We start from the raw sequence: 19,472 nt of genomic DNA on the forward strand, positions 1-19,472 counted from the left end.
TGTTGAGTTGCTATTCGTTTAATAAAACTATTTGATGTGCTTGTAATTTGATTTTATTAGGCGGTCTACAAGAAGATTAAGATAGAAACCGTTTCGAACGTGTACGCCAAGTTTCATATACACTGTTCCTTTTTTTAATAAGGGTGATAAAAGATAGGTTAAAACCGTAATGAAAAACACTATTAACATTGAAGTAGAGAGAAAAATCATTAATTCACTCGGCTTAGCTATTGGAGGAATTTGAGTACCTAGAGTGAAGCGTATTAACTCCTCTAATCCAAAGAATAACATTAGGACAAGCACCGTTGCTCCCATTATTTTAAGTATCGATGAATAGTAATTGTTTGAATCCACTGCGTTTATGATAAGATTCAAAACTCCCGTAAACACCACCCCACCTATTATCAATAGTTGGTATTCTGAACTAGTCGTAACTCCCCAAAAGGATGATATGAGAAGAAATAATGCAACTGAAATGGCGAATCCTATAATCATCCTTCCCACGCTTCCTTTTCTAGAATAAGTAGAGGCTTCCTTTGTGATGGCCTTTTCGACCATGCTACCAGAAGAAAGAAAAGAATGTGCCTTAAAGAAAGAGTGCGCAACCAAGTGGAGCAAAGAAACAGCGTAAAGCCCTAACCCACAAGCCATCATCGAAAATCCCATATGAGCGACACTCGAATAAGCAAGTGATGTTTTTACGTTTGGCTGAGTTGTGAACACAAGCGCGCCATACAGAGCGGTTGTTGCTCCCAAAACAAATAAGAAAACAGGTGCAATCAATACCACATTCAAAAGATATGCAAAGCGAATCATCAGAAAAGGCCCTGCATTCAACAAGCCGGCATGGAGTAAAGCTGAAACAGGAGTTGGAGCTTCCATCACTTCGATTAACCAACCGTGGAAAGGAATCTGTGCTGATTTGAGGGCCGCAGTTAAAACTAAAAGCACCGCAGCAATTTCAAGTGAAATCGAAACAGCATGCAATTGTAATTGCTTTAGTTCTTCAAAAATGAGACTCAAATTTCCAGAGCCAAATTCAATATAAATCAAGCTAAGCGCAATAAAAAGGGACAGGTCTCCCAATCGAGCTACAATGAATTTCTTTCTTGCTGCAATTCTTGCCTTTTTGCGATTCGGATAAAACAGAATCAATTTATTAAGCGCTAAACTTGTGAAGACCCAGGCAATGAATAATCCAAAAATATTTCCAGACAACACTAGCAACTGAACTAAACCAATAGTCAAAGCCAGCTCACTTATAAACTTTGCCTGATTCGAGTCACCTTCAAGATAATTATAACTGAATCTTAAAACAACAATTGCGATGATGGATATCATCGAAAACATAATTAAACTAAGTGGATCGATACGTATTAAAAATCCTAGATCATAGATTCCTATTAATCCACTTTCGATCATTCCAAAATTAAACAACCAAACTGCTCCAACCAAAGAAATAATAGTGGCTAGCAACGAAGCGATTCTGGTAAGATTAGTTAGGGAATTCAGATTAGAAGGTTTATTGGGAACAAATCCAGCTACAAAAAACATAGTAATTGGGATAATAAATAAAATGCAAAGGGCAACTTCCATCATGTCTGTTTCGTTTTATATTCAATGCAAAATAACAGCTTAGAATTCATATATTTTTATTTATACTTATTATGTAATGTATTAAATATTTTAATGATAAAAACGGACTAATCTCTAATTTGGAATAAGATTATTTCCTTAGTTTCTAGTTATAAAAACATAGTTGCTTTTCAAAGAAGGCTTTACTACTAACAACAACTATGCACCAGCAATTACCGGCCGTCGACCTACAAACTGTTGAGCTCATTTCAGCACTTTAGCCTGGACGTTTTTTCTATTAATATGATTCTTATATTCCGAAAAATCTAAAAACAAATAATTGGGGCTTAAAGCATAGGTACTGGGAGCATGGAAATCTCAAGGCTCTGCTAATTATTCTTGTGCAGCTCCTCAAAGTCTCCTGACTTTGGACCCTTTTAAAACTTCTTCCAGACGGTGCCGTTTATACCATAATTGCATTTAGCTCGGATTTACATAAAAATGCCCCCAAATAGTTTTTTGGGGGCATTTTTTTAAACCGATAAAATAGTTTTATTTTTATTTAAAGCAATTAGCTGAACTGTGCAGCCACATATTCAATTAAACTTTCATCGCCCATTTTATTAGAAGTACTTTCTTTGGACTCAACATTTTTATACTGTGCAGTCTCATTCAAATAATTAATGAATTGTTCCTGAGCAATACCGGTTCCGGTCACGTGCAGCTCATCAACATTTTGCATGTGGGCAGTGATATCTTTGAATAGTTTATGAAGCAAATCCCTTTCGGCATTGTCTGCTCCACTTTCGCTTGTATGAACAAATTGATCGTCCACTTTTTCGTGACCCAATATTACGAAATTACCTGAATCTACATTTTCTTTACCTACAATAGTTGCACTATGTGAATCCATCCAAACTCCAAATTGTTTTTTGTTATTTTTTGACATAATTATATATTTATTATATTAATACTTGCATTAAACTTTGAAAATCTTGCCCTGACAATACAGCTTACATTTCTCTTCAGCCAATGACCTTTAAAGATAAATGAACTGCATTACAGCACTTTTGATTGAAAAAAGCTGTCAACCTACAGCAAGCTAAAGAAAACATCTAGGCCTTCCCTTAAAAAAAAGTTAATTGGGATTCTTTTGGGTTCCGCTAGCATCAATAATGATCTATATCACCAAATTCTTAATCTTACGCTGGCAAAGTCTGCTAAATGGAGACCGTTTTAAATGTTATTTGCCGTTGCGATTTACGGGCATAATCCTCAAGTTCCTGCTAATAAACCAATGAACAATAGTATTTTAATTATGTTCTGCTAAAATCAAGGCAAGCGTGAAATGTATTCAAGCGCGGCGTCAAGAGACAAGGGAATTAAATCAGTCAAGCATAATGCTGCTGAGGCAACAATCGACAATCAGACAGCCTAAGCAATTTTATACAATTCAAATTCATAATTACGTTGTGACATACGTCACAAGATAATTAGCAGCCCACAGCTTTTCCAAGATTAATACTTCAAATCGAGCTATGGTAACCAATTGTACGATGAAAAAATTCATCAAAAAAAGGAGATACACATTTAAATAAATCGTAAATTTAGTTTGAGACCATAAACCTAAATTCTGTTGGCTATTAGAACTTTTAATCCTGTACAAGACACAATTGACAATAAGAAGGATTGATAGCTTATTTCAGAAAAAGGCCGTTCATAACGACATACTTTGTTTCTTAGTTCAAAAAAACGAATTTTATTTACGGTTGATGCCTATTTATTTACAAGCTAATACATTTAGCAATAAAGCGATCAGATATGAGGAAAATTCAAAAAACAGTCTGGGTAGCCGCTATCTTATTGCTATTATGTAGCTTTTCGATCAATGCGCAACAAAGCTACCAAACACGGGAAGGGATTGTACAAGTTATTGGCTCGTACAGAGATTCAATCGTAATTGCCAACAGCGATCATTTGTTTGTTTTACTCAATTATCAAAATGCTGAAATCGTGTTATCTCTTGATCTAGCCACTTTACGTACCGAAACGGAGTCGTTGAATGTGACACTCATAAATTTACCTCAAAAACCGATACTTCTTGAGGGGAAGCTAAACATTCCCTACGTGAACACATTGCAGCATCCAGATCAGGAACTAAATTTCACTGCACAACTGCGTATGAATAAAATCGTGAATACAATATATGCAAACGGAGTACTGAAACAGATTACGAGCACTGAAACCTTTTCGTCTATGCTTACGATTAATTTTAAATTGCGATTAAGCGATTTCAAGATCTTTGTACCAGAAGATTGGAGCGACGAGATAACCATACGAATCTATCAGGCGCTGCTCAAAGACCAATGAGGTAAAAAAACTTGGATATGAACTTGTAAAGCAAAATAAAAAACACTTATAAAAGATTTTTACAAGTGTTTAATTAAATATTTATTGTCTAATAATCCACATCCGTTATTTAGGACGAGACACTTTAAGATTGTGTCTACAATTGATCGATTGCTTTCTTTAATCGATCTCGTATTTCCGTTGCAATTTCAGCAAGTTCTTTATTTTCTACTGCTTGCATTGAAGCCGCAGGATCAACCGCAGAAACCTCTATCTGGCCTGCGACTTTCTCCTGAACTATCACGTTACAAGGCAACATCGTACCTATTTTATCTTCTGCCAACAAGGCTTTGTAAGCGAATGGCGGGTTACAGGCACCCAGAATCGTATAATTATAAAAATCCACGTCCAGTTTTTTCTTTAATGTCGATTTCAGATCAATTTCAGTCAGTATTCCGAATCCCTCAGATTTTAAGGCTTCTGTTACTTTTTGAATAGCATTTTCGAAGTTGTCATTAATTGTTTTACTAAAATAATATTCCATGATTGTTTTATTTTTCAAATTAAAATCATTTTCTTTTTCTGTATCTATGTGCTGCTGCTAATAATACTAGCGCAAAAATCAATATTGAGACCCACCAAAAAAAGTGCATTCCCATAAATGAGTAGGATTGCATATGCATTTCTCCATTTCCATTACTAAACATAGCTTTGTGTTTTAAGGGTTAAACAAAAGTTTTGAGGACTCGATCTATTTTTACTTCTTGTCTTTCATTTTTTTCATGTCCATTTTGTCGCCCTTCATTTTTTCCATCATGTCCATCATTTTCTCGCTTCCCATCATCTCTTTACACATTCCAGACATCATGGCTTTGTCATCTTCAGCCGCAGACATCATTTCTGCCATCATGCTTTTCATCATTTCAGGATCTCCTTTCATCATTTTCTTCATATGCTCCATCATCATTTTCTTCATTTCCGGGCTTTTCTCCATCATCGCCATCATATCGGCATGTTTGTCTTTCATCATCTCAGGATTTTCTTTCATCATTTCCATCATTTCAGTATGCTTGTCCTTCATCTTTTTACCCTCCTTTTCCTGCGTCATCATTTTGCCCATCTTTCTTTCCATCAGTATTCCCATCATTTCTTTAGACATGCTTTCATCAGTAGCAATCGTGTTCATGATTTCCATTCTTTTATCTGATTTTGATAAAACCTGATTTGTTGATTGGCAAGAATAGAGTAGTCCCATTAATCCAATTGATAAAGTAATTTTTTGTAGTGTTTTCATGATATTGTTGTTTTTTTTAAATTTAAAGTTATTACTTCATTCATTAAAGTTTTAGCCCTCTCAAGCGCAATGCATTTGCGATAACGGAAACCGAGCTAAAGCTCATTGCCAGAGCGGCAATCATCGGAGAAAGTAAAATTCCGAAAAACGGATATAGAACCCCAGCGGCAATTGGTATTCCAAGTGCGTTGTAAAAGAAAGCAAAGAATAAATTTTGGTTTATATTTTTCATTACCTCATGACTCAATTTTTTAGCTTTGACAATTCCTTGCAAATCCCCTTTCACCAAGGTTATCTTGGCACTTTCAATCGCCACGTCGGTTCCAGTTCCCATTGCTATTCCAATATCGGCTTGAGCCAAAGCAGGAGCGTCATTTATTCCGTCACCGGCCATCGCAACAATTTTACCTTCTGCTTGCAATCTTTTTATTTCTTTCAATTTATCCTCTGGCAAACAACCTGCAATAAAAGAAGTCAACTGCAGTTCATCAGCGACAGCCTTAGCTGTGTTTTTGTTGTCGCCAGTTAGCATGATGACCTCGATCCCTTGACTCATCAGCTCTTTTATGGCGGCTACGCTTGTCGCCTTTATCGCATCGGTGATTGTAACGTAGCCTATAACGGTTTTCTCTACCGAGATATATGAAACTGTTTTACCCAGTTTTTGCTCAGCTATAATTTTATTTTCAATCTCCTCCGACACCGAAGCTTTTACTTCCTCCATGAGTTTTTTATTACCCAAAGCGACATTTTTATTCTCTACTGTACCGGTTACTCCTTTTCCAGTTACTGACTCAAAATCCTTGACTTCAATTAATGAAAGCTTTTTCGTTTTTGCAAAATTCACCACGGCTTGCGCCAAAGGGTGCTCGCTGTATTGATTAAGTGATGCTATACTTTGCAGTAAATCATCCTCTTGATTGTTAGTCGAAAACACCTTTTCTACTGATGGTTTCCCTTCTGTAATTGTTCCTGTTTTATCCGTAATTAAAACATCGACCTTGTTCATGTTCTCTAATGCCTCGGCGTTTTTAATCAAAACTCCCGACTGCGCACCTTTTCCTACCCCCACCATTACTGACATGGGAGTTGCTAATCCCAATGCGCATGGACAGGCTATAATCAAAACGGCAACCGCATTTATAAATCCGTAGATTAAGGCATCGCCCTCAGGACCGAATTTGGCCCAAACAAAGAAAGTAATCACCGAAACGGCAACGACGATGGGCACAAAATATTTGGATATTTTATCGGCTAATTTTTGGATCGGCGCTCTAGATCGACTGGCATCGTTTACCATTTGTACAATTTGCGAAAGCAAGGTTTCTGAACCAATTTTTTCAGCAACCATAACAAAGGATTTATTACCATTGATTGTGCCTGCAATAACTGCATCATCCTTTTTTTTATCAAGAGGAATAGGTTCACCAGAAATCATCGATTCATCGATTGTACTTTCGCCTTCAGATATTTTGCCGTCTACAGGAATTTTTTCTCCTGGCTTTACTCGAAGCAAATTTCCTTTTTTGATGTCATGAATAGAGATGACTGTCTCTTTTCCGTTTTCTACCAAAGTTGCTTCAGTAGGTGCCAACTTCATTAATTCCTTTATTGCTCCGCTCGTTTGGCTGTGCGCCCTAGCTTCTAACAATTGCCCTAATAAAACTAGTGTTAATATTACTGTTGTCGCTTCAAAATACAAGTGAACAGTTCCACTTTCCGTTTTAAATTCAGCGGGAAAAACATTTGGAAAAAAAAGTGCGAAAAGACTAAATAAGAAAGCCACTCCCGAACCAATTCCTATAAGCGTAAACATGTTTAGATTCCAAGTCAGTATTGATTTCCAAGCGCGTACGAAGAACATCCAAGCGGCATAAAAAACGACCGGCAATGACAATGCAAACTGAACCCAATTCCATATTTTCATGTCCATGATTTGTAGCAAAGGATTGTTTGGTATCATCTCAGACATTGCTATTATAAAAATAGGAACTGTAAAAAGCAGTGCTATTTTCATTTTATGAAGCAAATCGAGGTAGGTTTTATTTTCTTCGCTATCGACTGGTTTCATAGGAACTAAATCCATTCCGCAAATAGGGCACGAACCGGGTGCATCTTGAATTACTTCTGGGTGCATCGGGCAGGTATAAAGTGGTTTTTCTACGGTAAGTTCGGGCGCTTTAACTAAATCCATTCCGCACACAGGGCAATCTCCGGCTTTTTCATACACTTTGTCTTCCTCACAATGCATGGGGCAATAGTATTTCCCGGGGGCAATAGCAGTTGATGAAACATCCTTTTTATCCGATTCCTTCTTGCTGCTGCAACAGGGTTTTTCTGCTGGTTTTTTTTCTGATTCGGATACTTTTTCTAAATGCATACCGCATACAGGGCAATCTCCCGCTTTGTCATACACTTTATCGCCTTCACAATGCATGGGACAATAATATTCAGTGCTGGAGTTGGGCATTTCCTCCCCAGTATGCTGATGATGCTCATTGCCAATAGATTTCTCCATTGGTTCTTTTTTTATTTTTGCGGACGAATCTGTGAAGTGACTCATCTCTATTGTATACTTCCCAACAGCTGTTAATGCTTCTTGTAATTTCTCAGTTGGAACGTGGTTTTCCATTGTTATGGTTGCAATTGCAGGGTCTAAAGAAACGACCGCATGAACCTCATCAATTGCATTCAGTGTTTTTTCCACCTTAGTTCGACAACCGTCGCAGGACATTCCACTAACATTATAGGTATGTATCATTTTTTCGCTATTTTAAGTTAGCAATACAAATATCCGAATGGAATGGCCTTTTTTAGTTACACAATTATGGTAGTAATTTATATAATTTATAAACTGTCAATTTGCTTTCTGCTATAGTCTTCCAATTTTCTGAAATGCGTCGGAGAAAAACCAGTCACTTTTTTAAACTGATTACTCAAATGGGCTGCACTACTATAATTGAGTTGAAATGCAATTTCGCTTAGGGTAAATTCATCGTAAACCAATAATTCTTTTACTTTTTCGACTTTATGAGCGATAAAATAATGTTCGATTGTGCTGCCCTCTATATCTGAAAATAACTTACTCAAAGTGCTATAATCTTGCCTCAATTCTTCTGATAAATAAGTAGATAAATTAATTTTTATATTTTCGTTTCGATGATGAACCAAATCAACGATAAGATTTTTAATCTGCTCAATCGTCTTGCTTGTTTCATCTTGCAACAATTCAAAACCAAGATTTTTTAGATTATGTGCCAACTCTTTTATGTCCTCTTCTACTAATTCACGCGATAGTTCTATCTCTCCTAATTTTATTGAAATAATTGGAAGCTCCATTTTTTCCAATTCTGATTTCACAGCCACTTCGCAACGACCACAAACCATGTTTTTTATGTATAACTTCATTTTAAAGTTGTTTTTACAACGTTCTATCAAAGTTCAGCCTTTTAAGTGTCAAAAAGAAACTTTTTATAGAATATTAAGTATTTAAAATACTTATAAGCTCCTAAATAAACATTTTACATATCCATTCCTGCCATAGGATCACTGCCTTTTCTAAATTTATATTCGCTGTTAATAGCATAAGCTCCAGTGATGACTACTTTTTTAACTGGATCTAAAGCTGATTTAATTTCAATCATTCCTTTCGATTCCGCTCCCGTTTCGACCATTACATTTTCAAAAATGCCATGGCTTTTTTCGACCCAGATATAGGTGGCATTTTCTTCCCTGATTACTGCATCGATAGGAATAAACATTCCTTTTAGATTGGATTGCGTTAGTCTGGCTACTGCCTGCATACCCGGTTTTAAAAGTAAATTTGGATTGGGCACTTCCATTCTGATTAATAGCAATCTGGAATCCGGATTTATCTCGGGATTGATGAACGATATTTTTGCGTTAATTTCTTTATTCGGATAATCCGCAAAAGACAGCTTTGCCAACTGTCCAATTTTTAAACTTTTAACGTAGTTCACGTTTACTTGTGTTTCAAGCCAGAGACTATTTAAATGAGCTACTTTAATTATGGCAGCGCCCTCCATAACATAACTACCTTCTGTTACCGTAATTTCCGAAACATAACCGCTATGGGTACTATAAAAAGTAGTGTAGGGCGAAATTTGGGAACTCGTTTTAATACTTTCGATTTGGCTACTTGACAAGCCAAAGAACAGTAGCTTTTGCTTGGCCGCATTCAACATGTTTTTTGCATTTTTACCAAAATCGCCAGGCATGGACAACTGTTTATTTGCCGTGAAATAATCTTGTTTAGCTATAGCAATATCTTCACTGTAGATTTGGTAAACAGCCTGGTTTTTTTGGATATAATCCCCCTCAGTTTTAAAGTATAATTTCTCGATTCGCCCCATAACCCTAGCAGAAATGGTTTTCATTCCTTGCTGATCAATCGTCAAAACTCCATTGTAATTTTCTACCAGACTATTTTCCGATTCAGAAATTGTCATTACACTGATATTACCCAGTTGTATCTGCTGGTCACTTAGTGCAATCTCATTAGAAGCGGAATTGTCCTTCTTCATTGGCGTTAGGTCCATGTGACAAATAGGGCATTTCCCCGGTTTGTGCTCCTTAACTTGGGGATCCATTGAACAGGTATAATAAATATTTTCTTCCGCCTGAAGTGCACTACGTTCTTCCTTGTTTTTGCCGTTGCAGGCAGCAAGCACGACGAATACTATAAATAGAAAACTAATTTTTTTTATATTTTTCATAATTATTCCGTTTTTATAAAGCTTCCGCTATCGATCAAATACTGCGCATTTCTGGCAAGGCTATCCCCGCTAGAGACCCCTTCGATAACTTGAACAAAGTCATTGATTTCGATTCCTGTTCTTATCACTGCCGTTTTAAAACCATTCTGTTTCTTGACAAAAACTATCTTTTTGTTTCCTATGCTTACCAAAGCCTGTTTTCTCAGCCAAATTCCTTTTATTGGATTTGTTTCTATAATTCCCTGCAGCCTCAAACCGACGGGAAGTTTTAAATTTTTATTATCGAGGTACACCCTTACTCGATTGGTTTTTTCGTTTTGGTTGAGTTGTGTCTCGACAAAGTTCACTTTCGCATTGAAATAGTCCTTTTCGTCTAACTCGGATGAAATTCTGATTGGCTGATTGACTTTTACCAGACTATTATAGCCCTGTATAACATTAAAGACACCCCAAACTTTATCCGTATTCACCAATTTAAAAACAACTTCGTTTTTCTTGATATAATCTCCCTCCTTTAAAGACAAAGAAGTCGTTGTTGTCTCGGCGCTTTGCATATTCCCTATTCTGCTTTTATCCATGCTTTCCGTTCCCTCAACAATTCCACTACTTGGACTGTAAATGGTCACTACCGGATTTACTCTTTTCGCTGCGGCCAATGAATTAATTTGCCGGGCGCTAATTCCGTAGAGCAATAATTTTTGTTTTGATGCTTCTATGATTGAAGCATTTTCTGGGTCATTGGATATCAAATAAATATAATTTTGCTGCTCTGTCAGTAATTCTGGGCTGTACAAATCAAATAATTTTTGGCCTTTATTCACTTTTTGAAACTTGTAATTCACATACATTTTTTCTATCCTACCACCGATTCTTGCAGCTATGTTTACGGACGAATTAGGATCGTAGGCAACAAGTCCCGGTAAATGTATCTCACTGCTTATCGTCGTATCTTTAGGCGTCGTAGTTAAAAAATCCCCTACCACAAATAGATCTGTAGGTCGCAGTAAATGTTCTATCGAATGACTTTCCTCAGGCTGTTTTTCGCTCACTTTTTTCACCAAATTCATTCCGCAAATAGGGCAACTCCCCGGCTCGTTTCTTATGATTTGAGGATGCATAGGACATGTGTAAACGTCCTCTTGATGTAAATGCGCAGTTTGATTATTTGATTTTTCCACAAAATAATAAATTGTGAATCCAACAGTCAGAACCGCGATAGCCAACAAACTATATTTTAAAAATTTATTCATAATTATTTCGTTTCGAGTTGTTTTTCGATTTCTACCTGAGTACTCAAAATAGCCTGAAGTTTATCTAATTTGTCGATATGAGCCATGTTTAATGCTTCCCATGAATCCAACACGACAAACAAATCACCCGTGTTGTTTTGCCATACAAGAATTGCTGTGTCATAATTTCTTCGCAATGCTGGAATAATACTTTTTTCAGCAATATCATACTGCCTTTTAAGATTTTTAAATTCGGTTTGCATCCCTAAAATCATACCCGATGCCTCATTTAGAATCATTTGTTTTTGCCATTCCAAACTTTCGTTTTTTATCTTGATACTATTGATCGTCGCTTTATTCATTTTTGTGGACCAAGGCATCGGAATGCTTACCATACCCATCAATGAAAATTGCTGCGGACGGTCGCCAAAAGCAAACATATGATCGTATTTCACGCCAAACTCCGGCAACAATTTCGATTTTTCAATTATAATTTTCAACTGATTCAATTCCATTGTTCTTTCGATCGCTTGCACATCGCTCCGGTTTTGAGAAAGCGAAGTACTGTCTGATTCCACTACATTATATTCATTTAATGTATAGTTCGTATCGATTTCGAAGTCCGTGTTTTTATCCCTTGCCATTAAGGTGTTCAGCACGATTCTTTTTTGGGATATGCCGTTTTGCATCATGACCAACATGCTTTGCAATCCACTGTATTGCGATTTCGCCTTATAATACGTTGGCAGTTTATCCATGTTGTACTGATAGCGTATTTCCATACTCTTTATCATATACTCCAAAAGCAACAAATTGTCATTAGCAATTTTTATTTTTTTATCCAATACTACCCATTGATAATAATTTGCCTTTGCCAAGGCATTCAACTGATTGACGGTGTAACTTTTGTTTTCGGCTTCTACTGAAGACATGGCATTCATATAATCAGAATCGGCCTTCAGTTTAGCAGCATTGGGAATCATTTGCGTAAAGCCTAGCATATAAGCCCCCATCCCCTGATTCATTTCGTTAGCATTCCACATTTTTACGTCGTAAGGCGCCATAAACAAACCAGTGTTAATTTGCGGTGGCATCCAGGTTTTTGCTCCCTTGGCCGCTGCATTCATACTTTGAATGTCGGCATCATACATTTTCAACTGTGGGTTATTGGTTTTAATCGTGCTCAAAACGGCATCCAATGAAAGTGTTTGCCCATTTACATTTGCAAAGCCAAAAATCAAACAACCTATAATGATATACTTTTTAATGTTTCGCATCGATAATATCTATTTTACCTTTTGTTCTTAATTCGCGTAATTTTGTCATTTCAAAAACAACTGGCGTTACTAATAATACATAAATAGTTGAAGTTATTGTCCCTCCAATAAGTGGAACCGTAATAGGAATCATTACATCAGCCCCAGTTCCTGTTGACCATAAAATGGGGATTAACCCAAACAAAGCGACCGATACCGTCATTAACTTAGGACGCAATCTTTTTGCAGAGCCAAAAATAATATAGTCCCGTAAGATGTCTTCCGTAAGTGTCTCTCTACTGTTTCCATGTTTTTCCACCATTTTGACCATGGCTTCATTTAAATAAATCGTAATTAACATCGCAGTTTCAATGGCCAGGCCAAACAAAGCGATGAAACCAACCGCGACAGCCACCGATAGATTAATATCGTAAAAGTAAACCATGAAAATCCCTCCAATTAAAGCAAATGGCACCGTAATCATAGTGATGAACGCCTCCTTCATGGAACGATAGGTAAAATATAAAATGAGGAATATGATGATGACAACTAGTGGCAATATTAGGCCTAATGTTTTGTTAGCCCGAATTTGGTTTTCCCATTGTCCGCTCCATTCCATATAATAACCTTTTGGCATTTTAGTAATCATTGCATTTAGCTTGTCTTGGGCTTCCTTCACCGTACTCCCTAAGTCCCGACCACGAACATTAAACAAAACGCTCCCACGAAGCATTGCATTTTCACTATTAATCATAGGAGGCCCATCGCTAATTTTAATATCGGCAACGGTTTCTAATGGTATTGGCCCAAAATCCATTGTTTGAACCTGAAGTTTTTTTAAGGATTCAAGACTGTTTCTATATTCTTGCGCATATCTTGCATTGACTGAAAACCGCTCTCTTCCTTCGATTGTTGTTGTTAATGTCATCCCACCAATGGCTGCTTCAACAACGCTATTCACATCATCAACACTAAGACCATATCTGCCTATCACTTCTCGTTTAGCAACGATATCAATGTATTTTCCTCCAGTAATAGGTTCTGCAAATAAATCTTTCACTCCCTCAGTACCTTCCAATGCTTTTTTAATTTTTTGAGATAGAACATCTATGGTGTCTAAACTGGCGCCATATATTTTTATTCCCACATCAGTTCTGATACCCGTAGAAAGCATATTAATTCGATTAATGATTGGCTGCGTGAAACCATTCGTCACTCCGGGAATTTGTAACTTATTATTTATTTCCGTAATGATATCGCTTTTCGTTGTTCCTTCTCTCCATTCATTCTCCGGCTTCAGCAAAATTATGGTCTCAATCATGCTAATCGGACTGTTGTCTGTTGCAGTATTAGCTCTACCCGCTTTTCCCAAAACATGGGTCACCTCCGGAATCGATTTTATCAATTTGTCCTGAACCTGCAATATTCGTTTTACCTCTCCATTAGAAACATCGGGTAAGGTTACAGGCATAAATAAAATACTACCTTCATCTAAAGGCGGCATAAATTCGGACCCCAGTCGGGTAAACATCAAACCACCTATCAATAAAGCAACGATATTTACCGCCAATACTGATTTTCTCCATTTGAGACAAAAAGTCAAAATAGGCGTATAGATACTTTCCAGTTTTCTGTTAATTGGATTCTTACTTTCGGGACGAAGTTTTCCTTTCAGCAAAAAGCTAATTAGAACTGGAGTAAGTGTTATGGCTAAAAAAGCATCGACGATTAATATAAATGACTTTGTCCAGGCCAGCGGACTGAATAACTTTCCTTCCATTCCCGTCAATAAAAAAACAGGCAAAAAGGAAGCGATCACAATTAATGTGGAATAAAACACGCCTGGTCCAACTAATTTTGAGGAGTCCTCGATCAGCTTCATTCTCTCTTCAGGAGGCAGCGGATCGTGCTGTTTTTTGAATATTTTTTTAAATACTTTTTTCATCACTGTTAATTAATGATTATTGTCCAATTCTTCTTGTCTCTCAGAGATGCTCCGATAGGCATTTTCTACCATTACGATTCCATCATCAACAACAACACCTATTGCCAGCGCAATGCCGGTTAGGGACATAATATTGGATGAAATCCCGAAAGCCTCTAATAAAATAAAACCTATGGCAACGGATATGGGCAATTGTATCAAAATTATCAGCGCGCTTCGCCAATGAAAAAGAAACAACAAAACGATAATAGACACCACAATCATCTCCTCTATCAAAGTCCCTTTAACCGATTCGATTGCTTTTTCTATAAGTACACTTCTGTCATAGGAAGTCTTGAAGGAAACACCTTCCGGCAATCCTTTTGCGAGTTCTTTCATTTTGAGCTTTACGGCCTCTATCACCTTATCGGCGTTTTCTCCGTAGCGCATCACCACGATTCCGCCTACAACTTCCCCTTCTCCATTAGCATCAAAAATCCCCACACGTGACTCTCCACCCATTTGTACTGACCCTATATCACTCACCTTTACAGGCACCGAATTGTAATTTTTGACGGCAATATCTTCCACATCTTTTATGTTTTTAATATAGCCTAATCCCCTGACTATATAGGACATATTGCTCATTTCAAATTTCCTTCCTCCTACATCATTGTTACTGGTTTTTACAGCTTTCATCACCTCCATCATACTAACATTATAGTACTGCATTTTTAAAGGGTCCAAAACAAGCTGGTATTGTTTTTCGAAGCCCCCAAAGGAAGCCACTTCAGCTACTCCGGGAACGGTTTGCAGGGCAAACTTCACGTACCAATCCTGAAGGGCGCGTTGCTCACCCAAGTCCATTCCATTGGTTTCCAAATGGTACCAAAAAATGTGGCCTACGCCGGTTCCATCGGGACCCAGAGTAGGGACAACATTTTCAGGCAACAAACGCTGTGCATAATTTAACCGTTCCAATACACGGGTTCTTGCCCAATATGGATCTACATTTTCTTCAAAGATTACATAGACAAAACTCATCCCAAACATGGAAGAGGCGCGGATATTTTTGATTTTGGGTATCCCCTGTAAATTGGAAACCAGTGGGTATGTCACCTGGTCTTCAATCACCTGAGGACTTCTGCCCATCCATTCCGTAAAAACGATGACTTGGTTTTCAGATAAGTCAGGAATGGCGTCTATAGGATTTTGTTCTACGCTGTAAATCCCCCAGCCAAATAAACAGGCTGAAACAAGCAAGACAACCATTCTGTTTTTTAATGAAAATGATATTAATTTTTCTACCATAATAGCTTACTCTTTTTATGAAAGACTGTCTTTCATTTTATCTATCCAATGGATTCTTCTTACCACTCGTTAGTAATTCCACCACATGTCAACATTTCAGATCCATAATAAGGATTCTTGATGTCTTTAGTTTCACTGATCCAATACCCACTTTTCCCTTGATCGTACATTGGACAGTAGTCTCTGTATATTTTTATGTCTGTTCCGAAAATTTTAATCAATTCGTTAACGTCTTTGCTCAACAAAGCAAAATGTGCTCTTTGGCTGTCGATTTTTCCTGAATTATCAGCAATCTGTGCGGCATGTGCTTTGGCATCATCGGCAAGATCTGCGTACTCCTTTTTAAATTCAGCTTCAATTTTATCAGATTTCAAATTGTTGAAAGTCGTATTTAATTCTTTTGCTGCATTGGCCGCTTCTTTGGAATCATCTTTGGCAAGTCCATTTTTTAATTTCAAGTAATTGCTCAAAATTCCATCAATAGAAAATGATGATTTACTCAATGGTTCCGCTTCTTTCTTAACTTCTTCAGGAGCAGTTGCCGCTGGGGTAAATGGCTCTGTCAATTCCATACCGCAGACAGAACAGGCTTCCCCTTGTTTTCCGTAAACTTCAGGATGCATTGGGCAAGAATATAGTTGGCTTTCAGCCCCCACTTCCGTATTTTCTTTGTCAATGCTTTCCGTTTTGTTATCCTTACAAGACGCGAATGCTAAGATTATTGACAGTAGACTTAATTTTAATATGTTTTTCATTTTGCTTTTTTTTAATGTTCTTATTTTTTTTCTTTCCTATCGTATTGACAACAACCCGGCAGTCGCTTATATGAAGACTCTGGGGCTACATTATTTTCGCTGTCATAACCTGCCAAGGCAATACGTTTTAGGATTTCATCCTGATTGGTTTTGGTAGTATCATAAGTAATCAGAGCTATTTTGCTGTCTTTATTCCAATCTACAATTGCTGTGTTTTTAAGACTTCCAGCTTTTTCGATTTTGGCTTTGCACATTCCGCAATTGCCCAAAACTTTAACGTTTTGCGTTTTTGCGTTTTTTATTTGCGCATTGGAAATCGTGATTGACAGCAATACCATTATAGCCGTCACCGCTATTTTTAGTGATTTCATTTTATAAATAATTTAAAGTTAAATAAGCTGCACAATGATTAAGCCACAGCAACCAAACTGTAATTTAACAACTGAGATAGCCGATAAATAGATGATTTTAAAGCAGTATTTGCTTTGAATTTGACAGAATATTGGCTGTCAAAAAAAGATTTTAGCCTATTTTGGGTATAAGCCAAATGGAAGAGTATCCAGCAGAAGTGAAGGATACGGATTGATAAAACTTTTGTTTTTTTGTAGAAAAATTAAAGACGTTGTCATCAATTTCTATAGGAATAGAAGAAACTATCCCTATGTTTAAAGACGAAACACTGCACATAGCGTGTCCACACTTTCCATTGCAACCGCTGTGCTTCTTGTTTTTTGACTTGGAGTCCTTACTGCAACAATCTTTCATGCCCGTTTTTGAAGACATTTCTTTAGAACAAGATTTTTTTGCCAAATTGTCACCACATGCAAAGGCTGAGCTTGGCATCAAGAAGATGCCAAGCAAAACGATTAGTAACATGTGGGCTTTTTTCATTTTATAATTTAATCTGTGACAAAATTACTGAAACTATATTAGTTCATCACTAAAAAATTGTTAATATCAAACTTCTAATCAATAACTTTTGCTGTTGATCTATTTATTTTCACCTAATATCTGATACATGATAGACTGTAAGAGGGACAAGATAATACTAAACAACAAAGCAGTCCAGAAAGTATCCACACTAAAACCTCCTACAATATTATCACACAATAAGATAATAATTGCATTTATAACCAATAGAAATAGCCCTAAGCTTATAAATGTAATTGGCAATGTTAATATAACGATGATGGGTTTAATAAAAATATTAAGTAATCCGAGAACAACGGCTACAATTAAGGCTGTGGAGAAGCCGTCTAAATGAACTCCTGTCATGAAGTTGGCAATAAGTACAACCAAAGCTGATGTAATAAGAATTCTGATGATTAATTTCATATATTTTTGTTTTTACTAAATATACCACTATTTTTTTTAGTAGGTTTTATTTTAAAAAAGAAATCGCCATTTCATGAAACATTTTCGGGTTCTCAGCATGAAGCCAATGACCTACATTAGGAATAGTTTCAATTTTTGCATTAGGAAAATGTTTTTTTATGTTTTCAAAATCACTGTCTAAAATATAATCGGAGTTTCCGCCACGGATAAAAAGCGCGGGCCTCTGAAAAACGGCGGTTTCTGGAAGCGCGACCCCTATTTCGTCCATTTTTCTGGTAAAAACGGATAGATTGAATCGAAAAGCCAATTGTCCCGGCTCTTGCCAGTATAAACTTTTCATCAAGAACTGTCTAGTACCAAAATCAGTTATGTATTCTGAAAGAATCCCTTCTACTTCAGACCGACTAGGTTTTGTGGAGAAATCAACGGCATTTAAACCTGCCAAAATGGATTGATGGTGCTGGGGATAGAATTTGGGACCAATGTCAGCGATAATCAATTTATCTACCATTTCTGGATAAGTGGCTGCAAACAACATCGCTGTTTTTCCTCCCATAGAATGCCCTATAATATCAATATTGTTTAAATTTTTCCCTTGGCAATATTCATAGATGTCATGGGACAATATCTCGTAACTAAATTCTTCTGACTGTATGCTCCTGCCGTGATTGCGCATATCCAGCATGTGAACTTGAAAACCTTCTGTCGCAAATTGCATACCTAGTGTTTTCCAGTTGTCTAACATTCCAAGAAATCCGTGAAGTATTAATAATGGTTTTCCTGTTCCTTCTATTTTTGAATAAAGCATTACTTATTAGTTTTTGGGGAGCGCGTGAGGGATAATAGCGAAAATCCTTTTTGATTATGGAGCGAAAGCGAAATAATTAAAAAGATTGTAGCGGATAGCCCGACCCGCTTTTTTTTGCGGGTCACGCCCCAATTATTTTATTTTAATTTTTGCAAATACATATTAACCACATTGTCTAAGCCTAAGTACAAAGATTCCGCAATTAGAGCGTGCCCTATAGAGACCTCTAGTAAACCAGGAATATTTTGCTTGAAAAACTGAATGTTATCCAAACTCAAATCATGACCGGCGTTGATTCCTAAACCTAGCTCATTAGCCAGAACGGCAGATTTAACATAAGGGTCTATTCCGCTTTTGTTGCCTAAGGCATATTGATGCGCAAAGGCCTCAGTGTACAATTCGATTCGTTCCGTTCCTATCATTTTTGCCCCTTCGATCATTTCGAGAACGGGATCTACAAATATGGAAGTTCGGATTCCATTGCGCTGAAATTCCTGGACAATTTCAGTCAGAAAACCAGCATGCTTTATGGTGTTCCAACCTGCATTTGAGGTAATGTCATCTACCGCATCAGGAACTAAGGTAACTTGAGTTGGTTTTATTTCAAGAACTAAATCAATAAATGACTTTTCTGGATTTCCTTCTATGTTGTATTCTGTATAAACTATTGATTTTAAATCGCGAGCATCTTGATACCTTATATGGCGCTCATCAGGTCGGGGGTGAATGGTGATTCCCTCTGCACCAAATTTTTGAATATCGGTTGCAACCTTTAGTAAATCAGGTACATTCCCTCCACGAGCATTACGTAAAGTCGCTATTTTGTTGATATTTACACTTAACTTTGTCATTAGAATACTTTTTGATTTTATAATGTAGGTTTAATCTAGACAAAAATAC

16 protein-coding genes and 2 pseudogenes are annotated in these 19,472 nt (G+C 37.0%); 2 read left to right on the top strand and 16 right to left on the bottom strand.

The features are described from left to right. Positions 1–27 precede the first annotated feature (27 nt). Both ACEN2H_RS03620 and ACEN2H_RS03625 read right to left on the bottom strand, forming a co-directional pair. Positions 28–1,599, bottom strand: coding sequence for a proton-conducting transporter transmembrane domain-containing protein (locus ACEN2H_RS03620; protein WP_441730496.1), 1,572 nt, complete (start codon positions 1,597–1,599; stop codon positions 28–30). A 547-nt stretch (positions 1,600–2,146) separates the two neighbouring features. Continuing rightward, on the bottom strand, positions 2,147–2,524 hold the full coding sequence (locus tag ACEN2H_RS03625; RefSeq protein ID WP_441730497.1) for a hypothetical protein: 378 nt from the start codon (positions 2,522–2,524) through the stop codon (positions 2,147–2,149). 399 nt (positions 2,525–2,923) lie between these two features. Between ACEN2H_RS03625 and ACEN2H_RS03630 the strand changes: the two genes are divergently transcribed. After that, positions 2,924–3,013 carry a DUF1508 domain-containing protein gene (locus tag ACEN2H_RS03630; RefSeq protein WP_441730499.1) on the top strand — a complete coding sequence of 30 codons (90 nt, stop codon included), beginning with the start codon at positions 2,924–2,926 and terminating at the stop codon, positions 3,011–3,013. Positions 3,014–3,396: 383 nt separating this feature from the next. Then, the gene (locus tag ACEN2H_RS03635) at positions 3,397–3,945 is read left to right on the top strand and encodes a hypothetical protein (protein WP_441730501.1); all 549 of its coding nucleotides are present in this window, start codon (positions 3,397–3,399) and stop codon (positions 3,943–3,945) included. A 136-nt stretch (positions 3,946–4,081) separates the two neighbouring features. Here ACEN2H_RS03635 and ACEN2H_RS03640 read toward each other — a convergent pair whose 3' ends face one another. From ACEN2H_RS03640 to ACEN2H_RS03705, 14 genes and pseudogenes are all read right to left on the bottom strand, one after another. After that, entirely contained in the window at positions 4,082–4,468 is a 387-nt protein-coding gene (locus ACEN2H_RS03640; RefSeq protein ID WP_441730503.1) for a DUF302 domain-containing protein, read from the bottom strand. A 213-nt stretch (positions 4,469–4,681) separates the two neighbouring features. Next, on the bottom strand, positions 4,682–5,218 hold the full coding sequence (locus ACEN2H_RS03645; RefSeq protein ID WP_441730505.1) for a membrane or secreted protein: 537 nt from the start codon (positions 5,216–5,218) through the stop codon (positions 4,682–4,684). A 43-nt stretch (positions 5,219–5,261) separates the two neighbouring features. Then, positions 5,262–7,979, bottom strand: coding sequence for a heavy metal translocating P-type ATPase (locus ACEN2H_RS03650; RefSeq protein WP_441730507.1), 2,718 nt, complete (start codon positions 7,977–7,979; stop codon positions 5,262–5,264). 86 nt (positions 7,980–8,065) lie between these two features. Then, complete coding sequence (locus ACEN2H_RS03655; protein WP_441730509.1) at positions 8,066–8,626, bottom strand: helix-turn-helix domain-containing protein; 561 nt, start codon at positions 8,624–8,626, stop codon at positions 8,066–8,068. A 113-nt stretch (positions 8,627–8,739) separates the two neighbouring features. Beyond that, positions 8,740–9,954, bottom strand: a complete 1,215-nt coding sequence (locus ACEN2H_RS03660) for an efflux RND transporter periplasmic adaptor subunit (protein WP_441730511.1) — start codon at positions 9,952–9,954, stop codon at positions 8,740–8,742. A gap of 2 nt (positions 9,955–9,956) precedes the next feature. Next, entirely contained in the window at positions 9,957–11,204 is a 1,248-nt protein-coding gene (locus tag ACEN2H_RS03665) for an efflux RND transporter periplasmic adaptor subunit (protein ID WP_441730512.1), read from the bottom strand. Between the two features lie 2 nt (positions 11,205–11,206). Then, the gene (locus tag ACEN2H_RS03670) at positions 11,207–12,460 is read right to left on the bottom strand and encodes a TolC family protein (RefSeq protein ID WP_441730514.1); all 1,254 of its coding nucleotides are present in this window, start codon (positions 12,458–12,460) and stop codon (positions 11,207–11,209) included. After that, positions 12,447–15,674: pseudogene (locus ACEN2H_RS03675) on the bottom strand (efflux RND transporter permease subunit). The gene ACEN2H_RS03670 and the pseudogene ACEN2H_RS03675 overlap by 14 nt, the downstream one beginning before the upstream one ends. Positions 15,675–15,733: 59 nt before the next feature. Next, positions 15,734–16,429, bottom strand: a complete 696-nt coding sequence (locus ACEN2H_RS03680; protein WP_441730516.1) for a DUF3347 domain-containing protein — start codon at positions 16,427–16,429, stop codon at positions 15,734–15,736. A gap of 26 nt (positions 16,430–16,455) precedes the next feature. After that, a pseudogene (locus ACEN2H_RS03685) lies at positions 16,456–16,800 on the bottom strand (heavy-metal-associated domain-containing protein); the annotation flags it as partial. Between the two features lie 151 nt (positions 16,801–16,951). Further along, on the bottom strand, positions 16,952–17,320 hold the full coding sequence (locus ACEN2H_RS03690; RefSeq protein WP_441730518.1) for a hypothetical protein: 369 nt from the start codon (positions 17,318–17,320) through the stop codon (positions 16,952–16,954). Between the two features lie 99 nt (positions 17,321–17,419). Beyond that, entirely contained in the window at positions 17,420–17,764 is a 345-nt protein-coding gene (locus tag ACEN2H_RS03695; RefSeq protein WP_441730519.1) for a phage holin family protein, read from the bottom strand. Positions 17,765–17,810: 46 nt separating this feature from the next. Beyond that, positions 17,811–18,572: an alpha/beta fold hydrolase gene (locus ACEN2H_RS03700; protein WP_441730521.1), complete on the bottom strand. Its 762-nt coding sequence runs from the start codon at positions 18,570–18,572 to the stop codon at positions 17,811–17,813. Positions 18,573–18,709: 137 nt separating this feature from the next. Next, positions 18,710–19,423: a pyridoxine 5'-phosphate synthase gene (locus tag ACEN2H_RS03705; protein ID WP_441730523.1), complete on the bottom strand. Its 714-nt coding sequence runs from the start codon at positions 19,421–19,423 to the stop codon at positions 18,710–18,712. Positions 19,424–19,472: the final 49 nt, after the last annotated feature.

This window comes from Flavobacterium sp. W22_SRS_FP1 (assembly GCF_052113685.1).
GTDB lineage: Bacteria > Bacteroidota > Bacteroidia > Flavobacteriales > Flavobacteriaceae > Flavobacterium.